This window comes from uncultured Microbacterium sp. (assembly GCF_947488465.1).
In the GTDB taxonomy this organism is placed as follows: Bacteria; Actinomycetota; Actinomycetes; order Actinomycetales; family Microbacteriaceae; genus Microbacterium.
Genome location: NZ_CANKZA010000004.1, coordinates 271,044 through 287,283 on the forward strand (window position 1 = coordinate 271,044; position 16,240 = coordinate 287,283).

At 65.7% G+C, this 16,240-nt stretch carries 15 protein-coding genes and 1 pseudogene; 2 read left to right on the forward strand and 14 right to left on the reverse strand.

Annotated elements, in window-relative coordinates; genetic code table 11:
- Positions 1-271: 271 nt before the first annotated feature.
- The 3 genes from Q0653_RS10790 to Q0653_RS10800 form a co-directional block, all read right to left on the reverse strand.
- Entirely contained in the window at positions 272-1,303 is a 1,032-nt protein-coding gene (locus tag Q0653_RS10790; protein WP_298944583.1) for a hypothetical protein, read from the reverse strand.
- Positions 1,293-2,960, reverse strand: a complete 1,668-nt coding sequence (locus Q0653_RS10795) for an N-6 DNA methylase (protein WP_298944584.1) — start codon at positions 2,958-2,960, stop codon at positions 1,293-1,295. The genes Q0653_RS10790 and Q0653_RS10795 overlap by 11 nt, the downstream gene beginning before the upstream one ends.
- 740 nt (positions 2,961-3,700) lie before the next feature.
- Complete coding sequence (locus tag Q0653_RS10800) at positions 3,701-4,132, reverse strand: toll/interleukin-1 receptor domain-containing protein (protein WP_298944585.1); 432 nt, start codon at positions 4,130-4,132, stop codon at positions 3,701-3,703.
- A 510-nt stretch (positions 4,133-4,642) separates the two neighbouring features.
- Here Q0653_RS10800 and Q0653_RS10805 point away from each other — a divergent pair.
- A complete protein-coding gene (locus Q0653_RS10805; RefSeq protein WP_298944586.1) occupies positions 4,643-5,245 on the forward strand; it encodes a hypothetical protein in 603 nt (200 codons plus the stop codon).
- A gap of 1,287 nt (positions 5,246-6,532) precedes the next feature.
- Here Q0653_RS10805 and Q0653_RS10810 read toward each other — a convergent pair.
- On the reverse strand, positions 6,533-7,237 hold the full coding sequence (locus tag Q0653_RS10810) for a hypothetical protein (protein WP_298944587.1): 705 nt from the start codon (positions 7,235-7,237) through the stop codon (positions 6,533-6,535).
- 9 nt (positions 7,238-7,246) lie between these two features.
- A complete protein-coding gene (locus tag Q0653_RS10815; RefSeq protein WP_298944588.1) occupies positions 7,247-7,432 on the reverse strand; it encodes a hypothetical protein in 186 nt (61 codons plus the stop codon).
- A 352-nt stretch (positions 7,433-7,784) separates the two neighbouring features.
- On the opposite strand from Q0653_RS10815, the gene Q0653_RS10820 reads away from it, so the two are divergent.
- Entirely contained in the window at positions 7,785-8,039 is a 255-nt protein-coding gene (locus Q0653_RS10820) for a hypothetical protein (RefSeq protein ID WP_298944589.1), read from the forward strand.
- Positions 8,040-8,066: 27 nt separating this feature from the next.
- Here the strand turns inward: Q0653_RS10820 and Q0653_RS10825 are convergent, their stop codons facing one another.
- From Q0653_RS10825 to Q0653_RS10865, 9 genes and pseudogenes are all read right to left on the reverse strand, one after another.
- Positions 8,067-8,804, reverse strand: coding sequence for a 5-oxoprolinase subunit PxpA (locus Q0653_RS10825; protein ID WP_298944590.1), 738 nt, complete (start codon positions 8,802-8,804; stop codon positions 8,067-8,069).
- 52 nt (positions 8,805-8,856) lie between these two features.
- Positions 8,857-10,341 carry an amidase gene (locus Q0653_RS10830; RefSeq protein WP_298944591.1) on the reverse strand — a complete coding sequence of 495 codons (1,485 nt, stop codon included), beginning with the start codon at positions 10,339-10,341 and terminating at the stop codon, positions 8,857-8,859.
- A gap of 34 nt (positions 10,342-10,375) precedes the next feature.
- The gene (locus Q0653_RS10835; RefSeq protein WP_298944592.1) at positions 10,376-11,671 is read right to left on the reverse strand and encodes a cytosine permease; all 1,296 of its coding nucleotides are present in this window, start codon (positions 11,669-11,671) and stop codon (positions 10,376-10,378) included.
- 117 nt (positions 11,672-11,788) lie between these two features.
- Positions 11,789-12,451, reverse strand: coding sequence for a GntR family transcriptional regulator (locus Q0653_RS10840; RefSeq protein WP_298944593.1), 663 nt, complete (start codon positions 12,449-12,451; stop codon positions 11,789-11,791).
- A 305-nt stretch (positions 12,452-12,756) separates the two neighbouring features.
- Positions 12,757-12,990: pseudogene (locus Q0653_RS10845) on the reverse strand (transposase); the annotation flags it as partial.
- Between the two features lie 111 nt (positions 12,991-13,101).
- Complete coding sequence (locus Q0653_RS10850; protein WP_298944594.1) at positions 13,102-13,593, reverse strand: hypothetical protein; 492 nt, start codon at positions 13,591-13,593, stop codon at positions 13,102-13,104.
- A 238-nt stretch (positions 13,594-13,831) separates the two neighbouring features.
- Positions 13,832-14,659 (reverse strand): restriction endonuclease subunit S, encoded by an 828-nt coding sequence (locus Q0653_RS10855; RefSeq protein WP_298944595.1) that lies wholly within the window; start codon positions 14,657-14,659, stop codon positions 13,832-13,834.
- The gene (locus Q0653_RS10860; RefSeq protein WP_298944596.1) at positions 14,652-15,899 is read right to left on the reverse strand and encodes an N-6 DNA methylase; all 1,248 of its coding nucleotides are present in this window, start codon (positions 15,897-15,899) and stop codon (positions 14,652-14,654) included. Before Q0653_RS10860 ends, Q0653_RS10855 begins: the two co-directional genes overlap by 8 nt.
- Positions 15,896-16,177 (reverse strand): type I restriction-modification system subunit M N-terminal domain-containing protein, encoded by a 282-nt coding sequence (locus Q0653_RS10865; RefSeq protein ID WP_298944597.1) that lies wholly within the window; start codon positions 16,175-16,177, stop codon positions 15,896-15,898. Before Q0653_RS10865 ends, Q0653_RS10860 begins: the two co-directional genes overlap by 4 nt.
- Positions 16,178-16,240 lie beyond the last annotated feature (63 nt).

A 16,240-nucleotide genomic window follows, 5' to 3' on the forward strand; every position in this document is an offset into this window, starting at 1 on the left:
ACTGCAACCGGCGATCAAGCGATGGCCCGTTCCGGTCCGTTCGACTTGACCGACTGATCAGTTCACTTCCGACGCCAACGACGCTAACCCGAGAGCACGAAGCAAACGACGCAGGGCCACGAGTCCGATGGCGGTGGTCCTGCCACTCGCGGATCGCATCGAGACGCGCTCGGCGCGCCGGGGGCCGAACGGGGATCGGAGGTCTGCGCCACATTCGGCGGTGCGCAGCCGTGCTTCGCCGCCCATTCTTTGAAACTGCTCGACGCGAAAGTCAGCCCGGGTTGTCTGTGGGTGCGCTCGCGCGCCGCCGTCGCGCCTCTCGGTGGAGGTTCACCGGTGTCGCGTCGAGGACACGTTCGATCATTAGTGCCAGGAAACGCTCTGGCGTGAGGTGCGCTGGCATTGCATCTGATCGGATGCGTACCGTGGGGAGCTGCGCAAGTGTGCTCTCGATGTCCGGTTCCGAAAGGGCGAGCGGTTCGGCGACTTCCGGTTCAGACTCCAGCCCTGCAGCAACGAGTCGATCCTCGGGGTCTTCACCACTATCGGCAGCAACTGCGACGGTGTCGTCGTAGTCGATCATGACGAGGCAGGTGGCGTGGTAGGCGTCGTCTTCGCGACCGAGTTTGCCGAGCAGGTCGACGAGCCACTCAGCGGTGTCAGGCTCCTTGTGGAGGATGTCGGAGCGGAGTCCGAAGACGAAGCCGAGCGCGGCGAGGGGGTGACGCAGGCGCAAGTTCTTGGCGTCCCCGTAGGATTCTTCGACTCGATTGGCGGCGTTCTTCCCGTACGACGAGTCCATCCGCTTTGTGGAGATGAGTAGCTCTGGGCCGGTGTGCCAGTCGGTCATGATGACGTCGACTTGTTTGAGGTAGTTCTTGCCTAGAATGTTGGCGCTGGCGGAGGTTACTCCGGGCACCGCGCCTGTCTTCGTGAGGCGTGCTTCAAGATCGCTGCGCTCCTTGACGGGCAGGGTCTTCAATAGGTTCGCGACGGACGCCGGGAGGATGCGGGGATGGGTGGCTCGCGGCCATGTTGCGTCGGAATCGAATCCTGCTCGGCGCAGCTCATAGCTGATCCATACGTCGAGCGCGAGGGCCGGCACCCCGGTCCGAGTGTCGGCATTCAAGTGCAGGGGGACGCCGAGGAGTTTGATGAGGGTGCCGTAGTCCGGCGAGTATCGTAGCTGGCCGTTCGCGACCTTTACCCAAGGGTTGGTGTGTTCGCCGTCCGGTGCGGCGTCGGCGACGATGCGGTCGAAGAGGACCCATGCCTTCTCTTTCGCGCTGGGTTCAGCGGCCACTCGCGCCCCTCACTGTGCGGCGGCGGGCAAGCTCGGCGCGCGCCCGACGGACATATTCGATCTCTTCCGCGGACACGTGCCCTGTGGTGGTCAAGAGAACCTGGTCGACGAGCGCAACCGCGTCAAGCAGACGACCAGCCTGCAGGAGGCGAGCCACCTTGCTCTTGATCTCCCGGAGAGCGGGAGCGTTCTCCTCGATGAGCGTCGCGGAAGGCATGGCCCACTGGTCTGCTTCTTTGGGTTCGATCTTGAGGATGCCGCCGCCGTAGGCGCGTCCGACCATCTCGGCATTCAGTAGCGTGACGGAGTTCAAGCTGGCGAGCGGGAGGAGCTCGTTCCCGAGGTCGCGCTGGGGCTCCTTGAGGTAAACGCCGTGGACGGAGTTGAGGTGGTGAGCGCGGGCCGTGTTCGTCGTCAGCCGCGGAGTGTCCGCGTTCATACACGTCAGCAGCAGGTCCGCCGGAGGGATGATCGGGACTCGGTACCAAGTCTTCCTGACGCGGCATTTATACGCCTCGTCAACACCGGTGCGGTGACCATCGGCAACGTACCCGCGTGCTTCCTTGGACAGTTTCTCGCCCGGGTAGAACAGGTAGGTGGCCTTCCCGTCAGCCCCGAGGCGAGTGAGCATGTCGTCGGACAGATGCAGCCCGCGCAGGTGAGAGCTGCCGGGGGGTGAGAGTCGAAGTAGTTCGTTGCGGTGCAGCCCGAGTTCCTTCACACGCTTCGGTGAGAGCGTGAAGTACGCGTTATTTCCCGTCACGATCCCAAGGGTGGTGTCTCCCCACTCCTCAAGCGATGTGAACTTGCCGTCGCGAATCAACGTCCGCAGCGGCTCGACGGCGTTCGGGGCGACGAGGCTGCCTGTCCACTTGCCAGCGGGATCAGTCGGGATCCAGAGCTGGCCGGCATCGAGTGAGGCCAACCCTGTTGCGTTCTTGGCCTGACGGATCGTCGCCCCAGTTGTGGGGCCTTGGCCGTATCCGTCGGCGAGCAACAGAACAACGTCCGCTTCAGCGTCGGGGAAGACTTGCTCGTCGAAGAGAACAAGTTCAACTGTGCGGAAACTGTCGAACAAGAAACGGCGCACTGGGGCCGCGTAGTTCACCGAGAGGAGTTCAGCCGGCAGCACGAGCCCGAGACGCCCGCCCTTCCGGAGGAACAGCGCCGACTGAACCGTGAATGCGGCCCAACTCGACGCAAGCCCCGTGAGAGTCACCCCTGCGGCGAGCGCGGCCCTGCGCGCGCGTGTGCGCGATTCGCCTGTGAAGTCCTGGTAGCGGATATAGGGCGGGTTGCCGATGACCGCGTCGTAGCTCGGAGCAGGTTCGACGAGGAAAAAGTCGCTGTGACGGATGCGAGCTTCGCCGCCAGCTTCAGCGACCCTCTGGGTGCCGACCGCCGCACTGTGCTCGTGAATCTCTACACCGTCGACGACCGGGCGTGCGCTCTCGTCACTCCCGAGTTCGCGGAGCCGGTCGACCGCAGAGACCAGGAACGCCGCATCACCCGCCGACGGCTCGAGTACGCGGTCAGCGGCATCGCGGATCGCCCATGCGGAAATGAAGGCGGTGATGTCATCTGGTGTGAAGAACGCGCCGCGTGCCTTGCGCAGCGTGGGCGTGTCAGCCGGGTTGATGGCAGGCACGATAGTCACCTTCCTATTGTCGATGATTTGTGCGCATATCGAGGAAGCGACAGCCGCTCCGCGCACGTTTCTGCGGCCGCCTCTGACGTGAGTAGCTGGGGATGGCTTACGGGCGATGGTTTCATCCGCTACCGACATCGGATGGATGCCGCGCCTCCTCCCCAGACCCTCGTGGGAGCGGCTTATTCACATCGCAACCGCGACGTGCCAACGCGGGGCATTTCGCTAGGAGACTCACGCCATGGGAATCTGCTACGAGCTGCGAGCCGTGCAACCCGGGGCCCCGTGCTCGGAGGGCGCGGCAACTCCCGCAAGTCCTGCCAACATGTCGAGGGACAAGACTCAGGATTGTCTACAGCTCGGGGCTTGCTGGCGATGCATGCAAAAGGCGCTCGACGTCGACAACGTCAACGCAGGTCCGGCGGCCGCCCTTGTTCGAACTCCGCCGCACCACCCGGGTCACGCGTGGGTCCCAGTAAGCGGGTTCCTCACCGCAGCGGAGGTGAAGGAGATTGCCCAGCATCTCGCTGAGATCCTGGACGCCACAGGTACTGCTCGGTCCGCGGACCGTTGTTCTTCGGCGTACGCCGACACCCTGAACTGCAGTGCGCTCGCACGCTGTCTGAACTTCACCTCCGCGCTGTGCGATGCGGGGCTCGGGCTGGAATGGCGGATTGGGTGATAGATGCTCTCAGGCGTGGCGCCCGCGAGGCCCGGCCTGAGCGACTTCCACTCAGAATGATCCGGCTCTAGTCAAGCAGCACCGTGTCCGCGATCTTTGTCGCTACCTCGTCGAGCGACGCGTAGTCTGAGGTCGTCAGCCCCGAATGCGATGCCAGCAACGGGCTCACGTCGAGAAGCTCCTGGAACGTCGTTCCATGAGCGATTGGGATAACGCGGCCAGTCGCAAGCAGCACCGACAGCTCTTTGTCCGCGATGCCCTCCGCGTTGAGGCTCTTCAAGAGCGCCGGAGTCACGAGCACGATGCCCGCGCGGGAACTCTTCAATCCCTTGTCGATCTGCCGCATCAGAGGCGTCCCGAGAGGAACATCCTTCTCGCTGAACCAGACTTTGACGTCAAGACCTGTGAGAAGGTCATAGAACTCAAGCGCCGCGCCAGCTCGGTCGTCCCATGCGTGGCAGAGGAAGAGATCCCGACGGTCGGCGTCAGCCAGCCGCACCACGTGCTCGTGAACGGGATTGAGGGTGCGGTACTCGGCTGTGGAGTATGACACGGCTGTCCGGCGGGATCGACTCGCACTCGTTGATCCGCTCCCGCCGCTGGACCGACGACTGGCGTAGCTCGAGTAGTGTGTCGGCGGCGTGTACGTCGGTCGGGGCGGCGTGTAGTCGCCATACGACGAGTAGCGGCTACGGCTCGACGAGCGGTAACGGCAGACCGGACAATTCGCGGCACCGCTCGCGGTGCGGTGGCCCTCGCGGGGTGCTGTGCATTGCGACATGGCCAGAATTGTACGAAGGGGCTCCGACATGCCCGCATCGTCGCGGGTGGTGGGGCGACACCTGCCGAGATAGCGGTGTGCAGCTGGACAGGGACTCCGACCGAACCTGCCCCCGTGACACGGCCTGATGCAGCCCACGTCCGATCTTCGGCCGAGGGCCCGCATTGGTACCGCGCGTCAACACGCGCTCCGCGGCTGATGTCGTACCCAGCGGCTAACGTCGTCGCCATGGACTCCGGACTCGCGATCGCGTTGGTTGGTGTTGGTGGGGCATTGTTCGGTGCTCTCATCGGTTCGGTTACGACCGCCGCTCTCACAGCGAGCAATACCCGGAAGGTCGAGGATCGGGCGGTCGTTCGGAGCTCGGCGCAGGAGCTGCTCGCGGCACTCGAGGCGGTTCGGGCGGTAACGCAACGTTCGCTGCCGGTGAACTCGATTGATGGCGAGGATGTGTCGGCCGCCGTCATCACCTGGGGTGATGCTGTGACCAGGCGCGAAAGTCAGTTCCCTTTGGACGCTCTCCATGTGGGGCATAGCATCGTTGACGCGCTCGCGGAGCATGTTGGGATTGCCGCTCGGGCGTACCGTGACCCAAGGTGGGGTTCCTTGCCGCTTGGCGAACTCACTGAGGACGGACGAGAGACTGCGATCGCCTACATCGACCTCGTCGGCAGGTGGATCGGTCGCAGCGAACAGAAGGGCACGTGGCTTGCTGGCCCGAAGCGCTATCACGAATGGGTTCGCGAGTATGACCGTCGACGTTCCGAGCCGATGCCCAGTCGTCTTGACTGGATTCTTCGCCGGCTTCCCAGCGAACGCCCCGCAAGCTAGTCGCCTCCGCAGGCTCGCGCGCCGCGCGTCCACTTCTGCCCGCGCAGCGGCCTCGACGATCGCGATGCCGTACGGGCTCATTGGCCCGCAAGAGCAAGAGCGCGAACTGTCCATGTCGACCTGGCCGACTTCGGATTGGACGTCAGATGGAACGCGTCACAGTGCGCGCACGGGTGGACGCCCACGACTATCCGATCTCGGTTCTGGTCAAGCATCTTCGCGCGCGCCGCGAGCAGTGCGCGGCCGGCTGAGTAGAGGGACGGAAGAGGGGTTTTTGGGCAGGTAGACACCGCGGCTCCATGTCGTGAAACAGGAACGACCGCGGGTAACAGCGGTACTTTGTCGTGGCCTTTCAAGCCACGGCATCACGTGCCCCAAGTCGTCAATCTCGCCACCCTGGCCGGTTTCTCGCGGGCCGTGTGCGAGCGATCTAGTGGCACCGATCGTAGCGGTCGCGCCGCCTGGCGTCGACCGCCGGATAATTTGCGTGGCCAGCAGATCAGATCAGCGCCATTGAGCGAGCCGTGAGCGCACGTGAGCTACATGGACTGCACTGAGCGGATCCCACGAGCTGCCATGAGCATGTTCCGGGATCTTTCGCGAAGTACCCGACGAACGGCCTTGCCGCGATCCTCGCGGCCGAGCTCAGCACTCAATCGCGCAGCTGTCGTGGCGCCATCGACCGCACTCCGCGTAGCCGACCCGACGGGCGATCGACGCACCCGGAAAGCAGCCGATGCCCGCAACGCAACGCGATTCCAGATCTCGTGCGTCCGAAGCAAACCCACCGCGGCGGTCTCGAGCGCCCGGGCAGTATCAGGGTCTCGCATTCAGCCCATCGGACTTCGACGTCGAGCCAACGGATTGCATCCCGCGCCCACACGGACGCCCGAGCAGGCTTGCCAGCGCGGACGCCGTCGAGTTGCTCCGCGACGAACGCGGCGTCCGCAAGGGCACGGTCAAGGGCAGCCTCGCCGAACCCGCTGACGGCACCCTTGCCGCGACGATAGATCGAGAGCCGACCTCTCCGGCTCGCCTGCGCATCTGATAGTCGCCGGGGACGAGCGGCGCGCGTGGGGCGGCCACCACGAATGGCTCCCACTCCGACCACGCCGCGAGTGCGCCAACCGCGGCGTAGGCAGCTGCCCGGTCAGTCGTCACGCCAACGTCATGACGCGCGAAGCAGACAGGCGGAGGGATCCTCGCTCCGTACCGCCCTCAAGCCCGAGCATCTGACGTCGTTCGTGCCCGCAACGGCTCCTCCTGCGGGCAGTGCCCGGATGGGGATCACCAGCGGAACAGAACTCCTTGTCCCTGCGAGCGTGGCTCGGCCGGCGCGGCCACTGTCCACCCATGCTTCACGAGTACATCCGCGGCTTCGTCCTGGAGGTCGCGGACAGTGGCGCGAAACTGCATCCTGCGCCACTTCTCGCGCCCGTCGCGAATTGCCGTCTCCCATTGAGGTTGACGGTCGATCCCGAACTCTCGAACGAGGAACTCGAGTACATCCTCGAGGCAGGGACGGAACCTCTCCCCACCGACTGGGAAGTGCAGCGACGACATGTCGTGGGGCTTGGTGACGATGTCGGGACGGACGGCGTGGGCCCGACCGAGGAGGTGAGAGAGTGATCCGCGATCGGCGTGGACGTGCCAGTGTGCCATCGGCACTGCGGTCGTCATGCCGGCGTCGAACTCCTGGCGGACGAGCGGAGTGCGATCGAGGGTGGAGTGGACGGCAATCTTCGATTTCCACGCCTTCAGGTACTTGCCGGAGCTGTCCAGGCCGAGGTAGATCTGTACCCCGAGGGTCGCCAGGACGGCGCCATCGACGCTCAGTGGAATGTGCTGCTTTGACGGGTCGTCACCCGACGGGCGCACGACGTATCGACCTGCATGAGAGATCGACACGATCTGGAACGAACCGGGCAGGACTCCTTCTAGGGTGTCCTGAACCTCCTGAGCGAAGTTGCCTGCGCTGGCATTCAGATCCACGAACGGGAGTTAGCCCTCGTCACCGAGGAGGAACGCGATTTCCTCGAGCTCTTCTTTCGCTTCCCACTCATCGCTAGACAGGCTGCGGGTTTCTCGCGCGCGCTCGAACTCGCTCGCGCTCAACTCGATACGACGCAGAACTGCGGCGCGACGGGCGATGAGCTCGTCGCGTGAGACGTCGATCACGGGTGCCATGGAGACCTCCTGCTGTCTTGGTCTCACAGTAGACCACGACGTTCCGACATCCAGTTCTTGAAGGCCGGCCGTTTCAATGCTCACACTCGGCCCGGCCCAATCGCGCCATGACCGGCGGCGACGCAGCAGCAACACTCGACTACATCGACAACGCCCACATCACCAGCACCGCAGGGCCAAAGGTGCGCGTATGGGGATCCTCGGAGCACCCATCGAGCAAGCTGCGAACGGGCGTCCACGTCGCACGTGCTCACCCGTCTGCCGGCAACGCCTCGCCCGCCGCACACGCGCCCTGCAGGCGCGTCGGTAATCACGCTCGCGCACCCGAGCCGGGATGCCCCACAATCGGGCTGTGGACGCACAACCCGACGCACAGGACCCGCAAACCCCGGCTGAGATCGAGGCAGCCCCGTCGTCGCGGCCGCCGTTGTGGCGTCGGTTCGGCGTATGGGTGACCGTCAGCGTCGTCCTTTACGTCATCGCCGGCGCGATCCTGCTCGTGAAGTGTCACCGATGTCCTGATGCAGAACTGTCACCGATGTCCTGCGAGATGACAGTGGAAATTCCGGGCCTCTTGCGCGCCAGTGGGCTAAAGGAACGCGGCTGAACGACGGATCGAGCGCTGTGGTGACTCCTACTCGCCCTCCGCTCGAGGTGCGGACAGCCCGACCGCGACCTGCCGGTGACGCAAAGCAGATCGGACGGCTCGCACAAGCTCCGGGGCCTCGTCCGTATCGCTGTGCACGCAGATCGTCTCGACGGATCCGAAGGCGCGGTTGCCCAGCATCGCTGCGACGCGGGAGGCAGTACCCTGCTCACCGCCGAGTTGATCGTAGGTCCACCCGAACATGACGACGTCGCTGCCCTCGTACGGGCGGTCCGCAAAGAACTCCCGCCGTACGGCAAGCCCGGCGCTCTCCGCGGCGTGCTCGGCGTGGGAACCGGGCAGCACGTACATCGCCAGCGTGGGGTCGAAGTCGCGGACGGCCGCGCTGATCCCCTCCGCAAGATCGGGGCTCTTCGACGCCATCATGTAGAGCGCGCCGTGCGGCTTGACGTGGCGCATCCGAGCTCCGGCCGCCCGTACGAACCCGTCGAGCGCGGCCAACTGGTACAGGGTGTAGTCGTACGCGTCTGCAACGCTGATATCGATCTCGCGTCGGCCGAAGCCGAGCCGGTCGGGAAGGCCCACGTGCGCTCCGATCGCTACCCCGTGCTCGATCGCGCTCCGCACTGCCTCGCGCATGCTCGCCGGGTCGCCCGCGTGAAACCCGCACGCGATGTTGGCGGACGTGATGAGCGGCATCAGCTCGTCATCGTTGCCATACCGGTACGCGCCGAAGCTCTCGCCGAGATCGGCGTTGATGTCCATCCTCCGCGGGGCGGGCCGTGCGAGCGGCGCCGACCCCTGCATCGGCCGCGCGTCAGCCAAGGACCGGCGCCCGACGCGCGTCGACGAGCGGGGCGAGGGCAGCCGCGAACTGCAGCAGGCGCTGCTCGGTGAACGGCGTGCCCAGCACTTCGAGCCCGACCGCGAGCCCGCTCTCGGTGAACCCGACCGGAATCGAGATGGCGGGGAAGCCCGCTTGCGAGGCGATGACCGTGTTGGTGGGGAACGTGAGGGCGGTGTACTCGCCCGAGCGGAGCCCGTCATGCGTCGGCGCCGGCACCTGCACGGTGGGATAGACGATCAGGGCGGCACCCGAGTCGGCGAAGAGCGTGCGCAGCAGGCGGCGGAAGTGCTCCTGGTTGAGGCGGAGGCGTGTCACCTCGGCATCGCCCTCGACCTGTTCAGGCCCGGCTGCGATCGCGGGGATGAGGTCGTTCAGCTCATCAAACGCGCCCGCCTCGGTCAGCTCATCGAAGGAGGAGACGGGGCCTTTCCGTGACCCGAGGAAGCGGTTCAGGTCGCTCCGCGACTGCCTGACGTAGACCGACGTGTCGGAGATCCACCCCGGCAGGCCGTCGATCTCGAGGCCCTCGACGATCGTCGCACCCGCATCCGCCATCGCCGCGATCGCGTCGCGCACCACCCGGTTGACCGTTTCGGCGTCGCCCGCAGTGCCGAACGCGGTCTCGAGCACCCCGACACACCACTGCGACATGGGCGGCGCGTCGACGACGGCCGCGGCGTATCCGCCGACCGACGACTCCGTGGCGGCCACCGCCGTGTACTCGTCGGCGGGGTCGTAACCCACCATCACCTCGAGCAGCGTCGCGAGGTCCTCGACCGTGCGCGCCATCGGACCTGGGGTGTCCTGGAAGTGGACGAGCGGCGAGAATCCGGTGCGACTGATCAGGCCGGTCGTCACCCGCAGGCCGTAGATGTTGTTGAACGACGCGGGGATGCGGATCGAACCGCCCGTGTCTTCGCCCACGCCCACGAGGCCGAAGTCGGCCGAGACACCCGCGCCGGTGCCTGCGCTGGACCCGCCCGAGTCGCGCGCCGGGTCGTACGCGTTGCGCGTGTGGCCCGTCCGCGACGACGACGAGAACCAGCCGGCCGCGAAGTCGCACATGGCCGTCTTGGCGAGGATAACCGCGCCGGCCGCGCGCAGCAGCGCGACGACCCGCGCGTCGGCCTTGGGGATGTAATCGGCGAAGGCGGCCGATCCGAACGACGTGGCGATGCCCGCCGTCTCGGCCTGATCCTTCACCAGGATCGGGACGCCGTGGAGCGGGCCGGTGAGCTGCCCCGAGGCGGAGAACGCGGCGTCCCGCGCCTCCGCCTCGGCGAGCGCCGACGGATTGACCGTGACCACGGCGTTGATCGCGGCCCCGTCGACGTTGTGTGCCGCGATGCGGTCGAGGTACCACTGGGTGAGCGCGCGCGAGGTCAGCTGCCCCGTGCGTATCCCTTCGTGGAAGCGAGCGATGGTGAGCTCTTCGACGTTGTGGTTCTGGGGCATCAGCGGATTCCTTTCGGGAGGGAGGTCGTCTGGTTCAGGCGGCCGTCGTGACAGCCGGGGTGCGAGAGGCTGTGCGGGTCAGCATGCTGAGCGCGAGGTACGCGACCGCCGAGACGGCGAGCCCGGCCACGACGGTCGACCAGGACGGTGCGGCGAGGTTGACAGCGAGAGCGACTCCCGAGCCGACCGCCCAGGCCGCGAACGGTTGCCAGCGGAAGGCGGCCACGGCACCCGTTGCGATGCCCAGGCCGACACCGCGACGGACGACGAGCTGGTCGACGATGATGATGGCGCCGATGGGCGGCACGATGACGCCCAACAGGTTCAGCCAGTCGATGAAGAAGCCCCACACGCCCAGAGCAGCGGCCACGACTCCGACCGCGCCGAGGATGACCGTCAGCGCGCGCATCTTTCCCCCGACGATGGTCGACCATCCGACGGCACCGTTGTAGAGGCAGTGGGTGCAGACCGATCCCAGGTTGATGACCAGGAAGGCGATCGCGAGGATCGGGAAGATGCCGCCCTGCCCGGCGATGATCCCGAACAGGTCGCCAGTGCCGGCGGTCGAGGCGGCGATGATCCCGCCGATGATCATCGCGAACAGGTTGCCGACCGGGAAGGCGGTCGACGTGGCGATCCACGCCTGACGCGGAGTCTTCGCCCAGCGGGTGAAGTCGGCCGTCATCGTGCCTGAGTCGGCGAAGAGCGCGAAGACAAGCGTGACCCCGACGCCGAGCGCGAGCGAGGTCGTCCCGTCGCCCTCGTAACCCCAGACATCCGCTCCGCCGGAGGTGGCCTGGACGGCGGCGTAGATGCCGAGCACCAGGAACAGGGGCACGGAGATCGCCCCGATGATGGCGAGCGCGCGGATGCCGAGCAGGGTGAACAGGGTGAAGAGGATGCCCGCGACCAGGGCGACGACGGCCGCGTTGAGGCCGAATGCGCTCTCCATGCTCGCGCCGACCAGGCCGGTCTGCACCGCAAACCATCCGATCACCAGCGTCGAGAGCAGAGCGGAGCAGACGATGTATCCGGTGCGCCCGAACGTTTGCGAGGCCTGGAGCGAGAAGTTGAAGCCCGTCTTGGCGCCGAGGCCGCTGAGCAACCCGACGTACACGAAGAGCAGGACGTTGCCGATGATCATCGCAGCCAGTCCGCCGCCGAAGCCGAGGCCGTGGACGAGCGTCGCGCCGGTCATCGCCCCCGTGATGATCATGGGGAAGCCGGCCCAGACGGACGACACCGACAGCAGCGACTTGCGCTTGTCTGCGGGTACGGGCGTGGACTCGTACTCGTCTTGGAAGACTTCTTTTTCGAGTGTCTGAGACATGGTGACGTAAACCTCCAGTGGGCAGGCGGAACCTGCGAAGGGGTGGATGCGCTCGCCCGCGGATGCGGGCTCAGCGGTGGTGCACGAGCCGGGTACGCCGCGCCGGCACGTCATGGGTCAGGACGAAGCCGGGGGCTCCTCCAGGGCGGCGACGACCGTCTTCGCCGTGTAATCGAGGTGATGAGCTGTCGCGACGAGGAGACCGGAGAGGTCGCCTCGGCGGATGAGGTCGAGCAGGAATCGGTGCTGCTGCTGCGCCTCGGCGAAGTCGTCCACGCGCGAGGCATAGATCGCCATGTACGGCTCGACCTTGCTCCAGACGTCGCGAATGAGCCGGATCAGGTGGTCGCTCTCGGCCACCTCGTAGAAGCGCAGATGGAAGCGCTGGTTGAGCACGCGCCACTGCTCGGCCGACAGGTCGGGTTCATCCATGTCGGCGAGGATCCGTTCGAGCTCGTCGAGATCGTGGGGGCCGACACGGGAGATGGCCCACTCCGCCGCGAGCTGCTCCAACCGGAGCCGGATCTGGAAGACCTGCTCGACCTCGTCAGGTGAAAGCAGAGTGACGGTGACACTCCGACGGCCGAACACGACGAGGCCGTTGGCCTCGAGCCGGCGCAAGGCATCGCGCACCGGCATCGTACTGACCTGGAACGAATCGGCGATCGATCGGATCGTCAGCTTCATCCCCGGCAAGAGTGCACCGCTCGTGATCGCCTTGTGCAGACGGGTGTACACCTCGTCGTTGACCGTGGCGATCCGGACCGGCTGCGCTTCCATACGTGCTCCGCTCTTGTGATTTGTGATCACAGTAAGAGTTACGCACGTCCGCGTCGGGACGATTGCGTCCGTGTTACGGCCGCGTGAACGCGCGAACTTTCCGGGTCAGCAGACACGACGATGGTGGGCTGTTGGCACAACCTGTCCTGGTGCGGATCGGGGCGTGGTGCTGTTCCTGCGTTTCCTGTAACCAATACGCGGTTTTCCCGTCGGGGCACCGCCGCCGCGAACCCCCGGGCCCCCTCTATCTCTCGGCTGGGCCGTCAGGCGCTTCGTTCGGGTCGCTGATCTGAAGGCACCTCGGCGAGCAGCTTCTCCCAGGTGCCGTCCTCGGCCCAGCGCGCGAACCGCTTGTAGATCGAGTTCCACTTCCCGAACCGCTCCGGCACATCCCGCCAGGGCGCCCCCGTGCGGTACTTCCAGGCCATGCCCTCGACCGCGAGACGATGATCCGTCCACGGCCGCGACCTGCCAACCGGCACCGGCATCAGCGGCTCCAGAACAGCCCACACCTCATCCGAGATCTCCTGACGCGTCACACCATCGAGACTCGCCGATCCTGAGCCTGAACCTCTTGATCAACACGCCCTAGCTCGACTGGGTGAAGCAGGAAATAGTTCGGCTATCGCCCGCGTCAAAGCAGATGCTTGTCAGCCGGCGCACGCGACCTGAGCCGGCGGGGTGAACTCGATGCCGAGTTCTACATCGAGACCGCACACGGATCCCAGGAAGCCTTCCGCGAAGCTCGAACTCAGTGGTGGTCGACTGCTCGCGGACGAAGACGCCCAAACGATCAGTTCCGAGACCGCCGCACCCGCTCGGGCCGGCCCGCAATGCTGCCCCATGTTCTCGCCCGTTTGGCTGAACAGATCATTCATCGGGGCTGAGGCCTCCTCGGCCTCAGCTGCTGAGGAGGCCCTGTCCATCCGGTCCATCGCTGCGTTTAGAAGCTCGATCGATTCCGCCGTCGAAGTCTCGCAACTGTCCGGGGCGACGGTCTCTTGCGGCGATGCCACCTCGCCTTCAGATTGACTCGCTGTTGGCATCGCAACGTCGTTGGGCGCTGCGGTGCTGCATCCCGCGCAGCTCAACACGATGATCGAGCATGCAACAAACAGTGCTCTCGTCTTTCCGGTCGGCATTGGTTCCCCCCAAGTCGCGCGATAGAGACGTGCTCAGTCGTCTCTGATCGGGCTCCGTCGGCGTCAGCCTATAGCTCGAACCCGTCGCCTCAGTCCCTCGCAGTCGTCGATTCGGCGGGGCACGCCGGATGTTCGTATAGGGATCGCGACCGCGCGCGCCGCGTCACGCCGCGTCACGCTGTTCGCATGGATGCAATACAGATTGGGTATGCCAGGGTCTCGACCGCAGATCAAGACCTCACCGCTCAGCGCGATTCGTCGCCATTGGTTCCTCGACCAGCGCGCTACGACCGATCGAACCGTACATGGTTACTAGGACGGTGCCGCGTGCGCACGAACCTCCCGCGCGTTCGGCGCCGGATTCAGTCACGCGATTGGCGGTCTCCGCGATCGGACCGTTCTGGACATCACGGATATTGGCCCAACGTACGGTCCCGTTCTCATAGAACTCACGCTGCGATACCGGCGGGGTACCACCAGAGCGCCACGTTGCGACGTCCCCCAGGGTCAGTGCGTCACCGCGGGTCTCCTCGATGAGCTGAAGCGCGGTTGCGCGAGTCGTGTCCTCCGTGGCGGCGGCCTCCGCCTCGGCCGCGTCCACGGCGTCGTCGACGGCCGCGATCAGGTCCACGATCCGCCGCTGCTCGTCGAGCGGCGGAAGCGCGACGGGCACCGTTGCGAGGTTCGTGATCGAGAGGGAGACATTCGCCGTTCCCTTCATCCGCGTCACGATCTCAGCATCCTTGAAGTGCTGCAGGTAGTGGAACAGGAAGCGCGCATCCACACCGGCTCCCGCTCGAGGCACACACGCGGCGATGATGTTCGCGACGGCAAACTTCCCGCTCGCGTAGTGGACACGCTTGAGCGATGCATGGCCGTGTCCGGTCGAGGAGACCAGCGGCACGCACACGGCCTCGCCCTGGAACTGGAACGAATCCGAGGAAAGAGGTTCGGGTCCGGTGACGATCAGGGGGTAGGGCCCGGGGAGAGTCTTCTGGGTGGGCGACGTCCCTTTCGTGATGGTGCAGAGATCCCCCAGCGTCGTGTCCCGCCATTCGTCACGCATCGAATCCGGCTTCCTTGAGGCGGAGGTCGAGTGCGGCGCGTGCGGTGTCCATGCGTTCCTGCGCCTCACGGAGCGCGGCGAGGGCCGCGTCGACGTCCGCTTCGGCTTTCGTCTCGGTCTGGATGTACCGGCCGATGTTGAGGTCGTAGCTGTTAGCTTCGATGTCGCTGCGTGGGACGAGGCGGACGTTCACACCGCCGTCTCCGTCGGCGTCGTCACCAGTCATGTAGGTGGCGGTGATGGCATCGACATCGTCGTCGCTGAGGGTGTTCTGGTTCTTGCCGGGCTTGAACCGTGCCAGCGCGTCGATGAACAGGACGTGCCCGCGACGCTCCGCCGGCTTGTCCGCCCGGAAGATGAGGAGGGCGACGGGGATGGACGTCGAGTAGAAGAGGTTGTTGGGGAGCCCGATGACCGCTTCCAGCAGGTCGTTCTCGATGACGTGCTTGCGCATGTCCGTTTCGCGGCCACCACGGAACAGTGTCCCGTGGGGCATGACGACCCCGACCCGCCCCGTCTCGTCCCGCATCGTTGAGAGCATGTGCTGAATCCACGCCCAGTCACCGTTCTTCGCCGGCGGGACGATCCCGCCGAGCGCACGCTTATGCGGGTCTTTCGCCCACGTTGCCGACGGCCAGTTGTCGAGGGAGAACGGCGGGTTCGCGATGACGATGTCGAACTTCCGGAGACGCCCGTGCTCGTCGAGGAGCTTCGGTTCCCGGAACGTGTCGCCCCGCTTGATCTCGAAGTCCTCGAGCCCGTGGAGGTACAGGTTCATGCGGGCGATGCCCGCGGTGGTGAGGTTCTGCTCCTGCCCGTACAGCATCAACGATTCGGGATTGCCACCCGCGAGCTTCACCGCTTCGACTGTCTCAACGAGCATTCCCGCTGAGCCACATGCCGGGTCACACACCGAATCGCCGGCTTGCGGGTTGAGGATCTTCACGAGCAGGTGGACGACGTGGCGGGGCGTGAAGAACTCCCCGGCCTTCTTCCCGGATGCTTCCGCGAACTCGCGGAGCAGGTACTCGTACGCGGACCCGAGCATGTCCCCGGCCATGTGCGCCGGGTCGAGGGTGAGCCGGTCGAACACACCCATGAGGGCTTTCAGCGCCGACTCGGGGATGCGTTCCGTGTTCGCCCAGTTGACGTCGCCGAAGACGCCGGCGAGCTTCCCGGGGTTCGCTTCCTGGATCGCGACGAGCGCCCTGTTGAGGACGGACCCCGGGTTCTTGGTCACCTCGTAGGTGTCGTCCCAGTGGGCACCGTCGGGGATGAGAACGTCTGGTAGTCCTCGTCTTCGATGTCCTGCGTCCAGTCGTCGCCAAGCTCGTCGACGGCCTGGGTGTGGTGGTAGTCGTAGACGTCGCTGATCCACTTGTAGAAGAGGACGGGGAACACATACGCCTTGAAGTCCCCGGGGTCGACCGGCCCGCGGAGCGCGTTCGCCGCAGCCCAAAGGGCCTGCTCGAGCTCACGCTGGGTGAGGTAGTCGGGGTTCGCGGGGGCGAGCGTCATCGTTACTCCTTCGATGGACGGCTCAATCCGTACCCATCCTCATTACGGTAGCCGCGTCCTCCC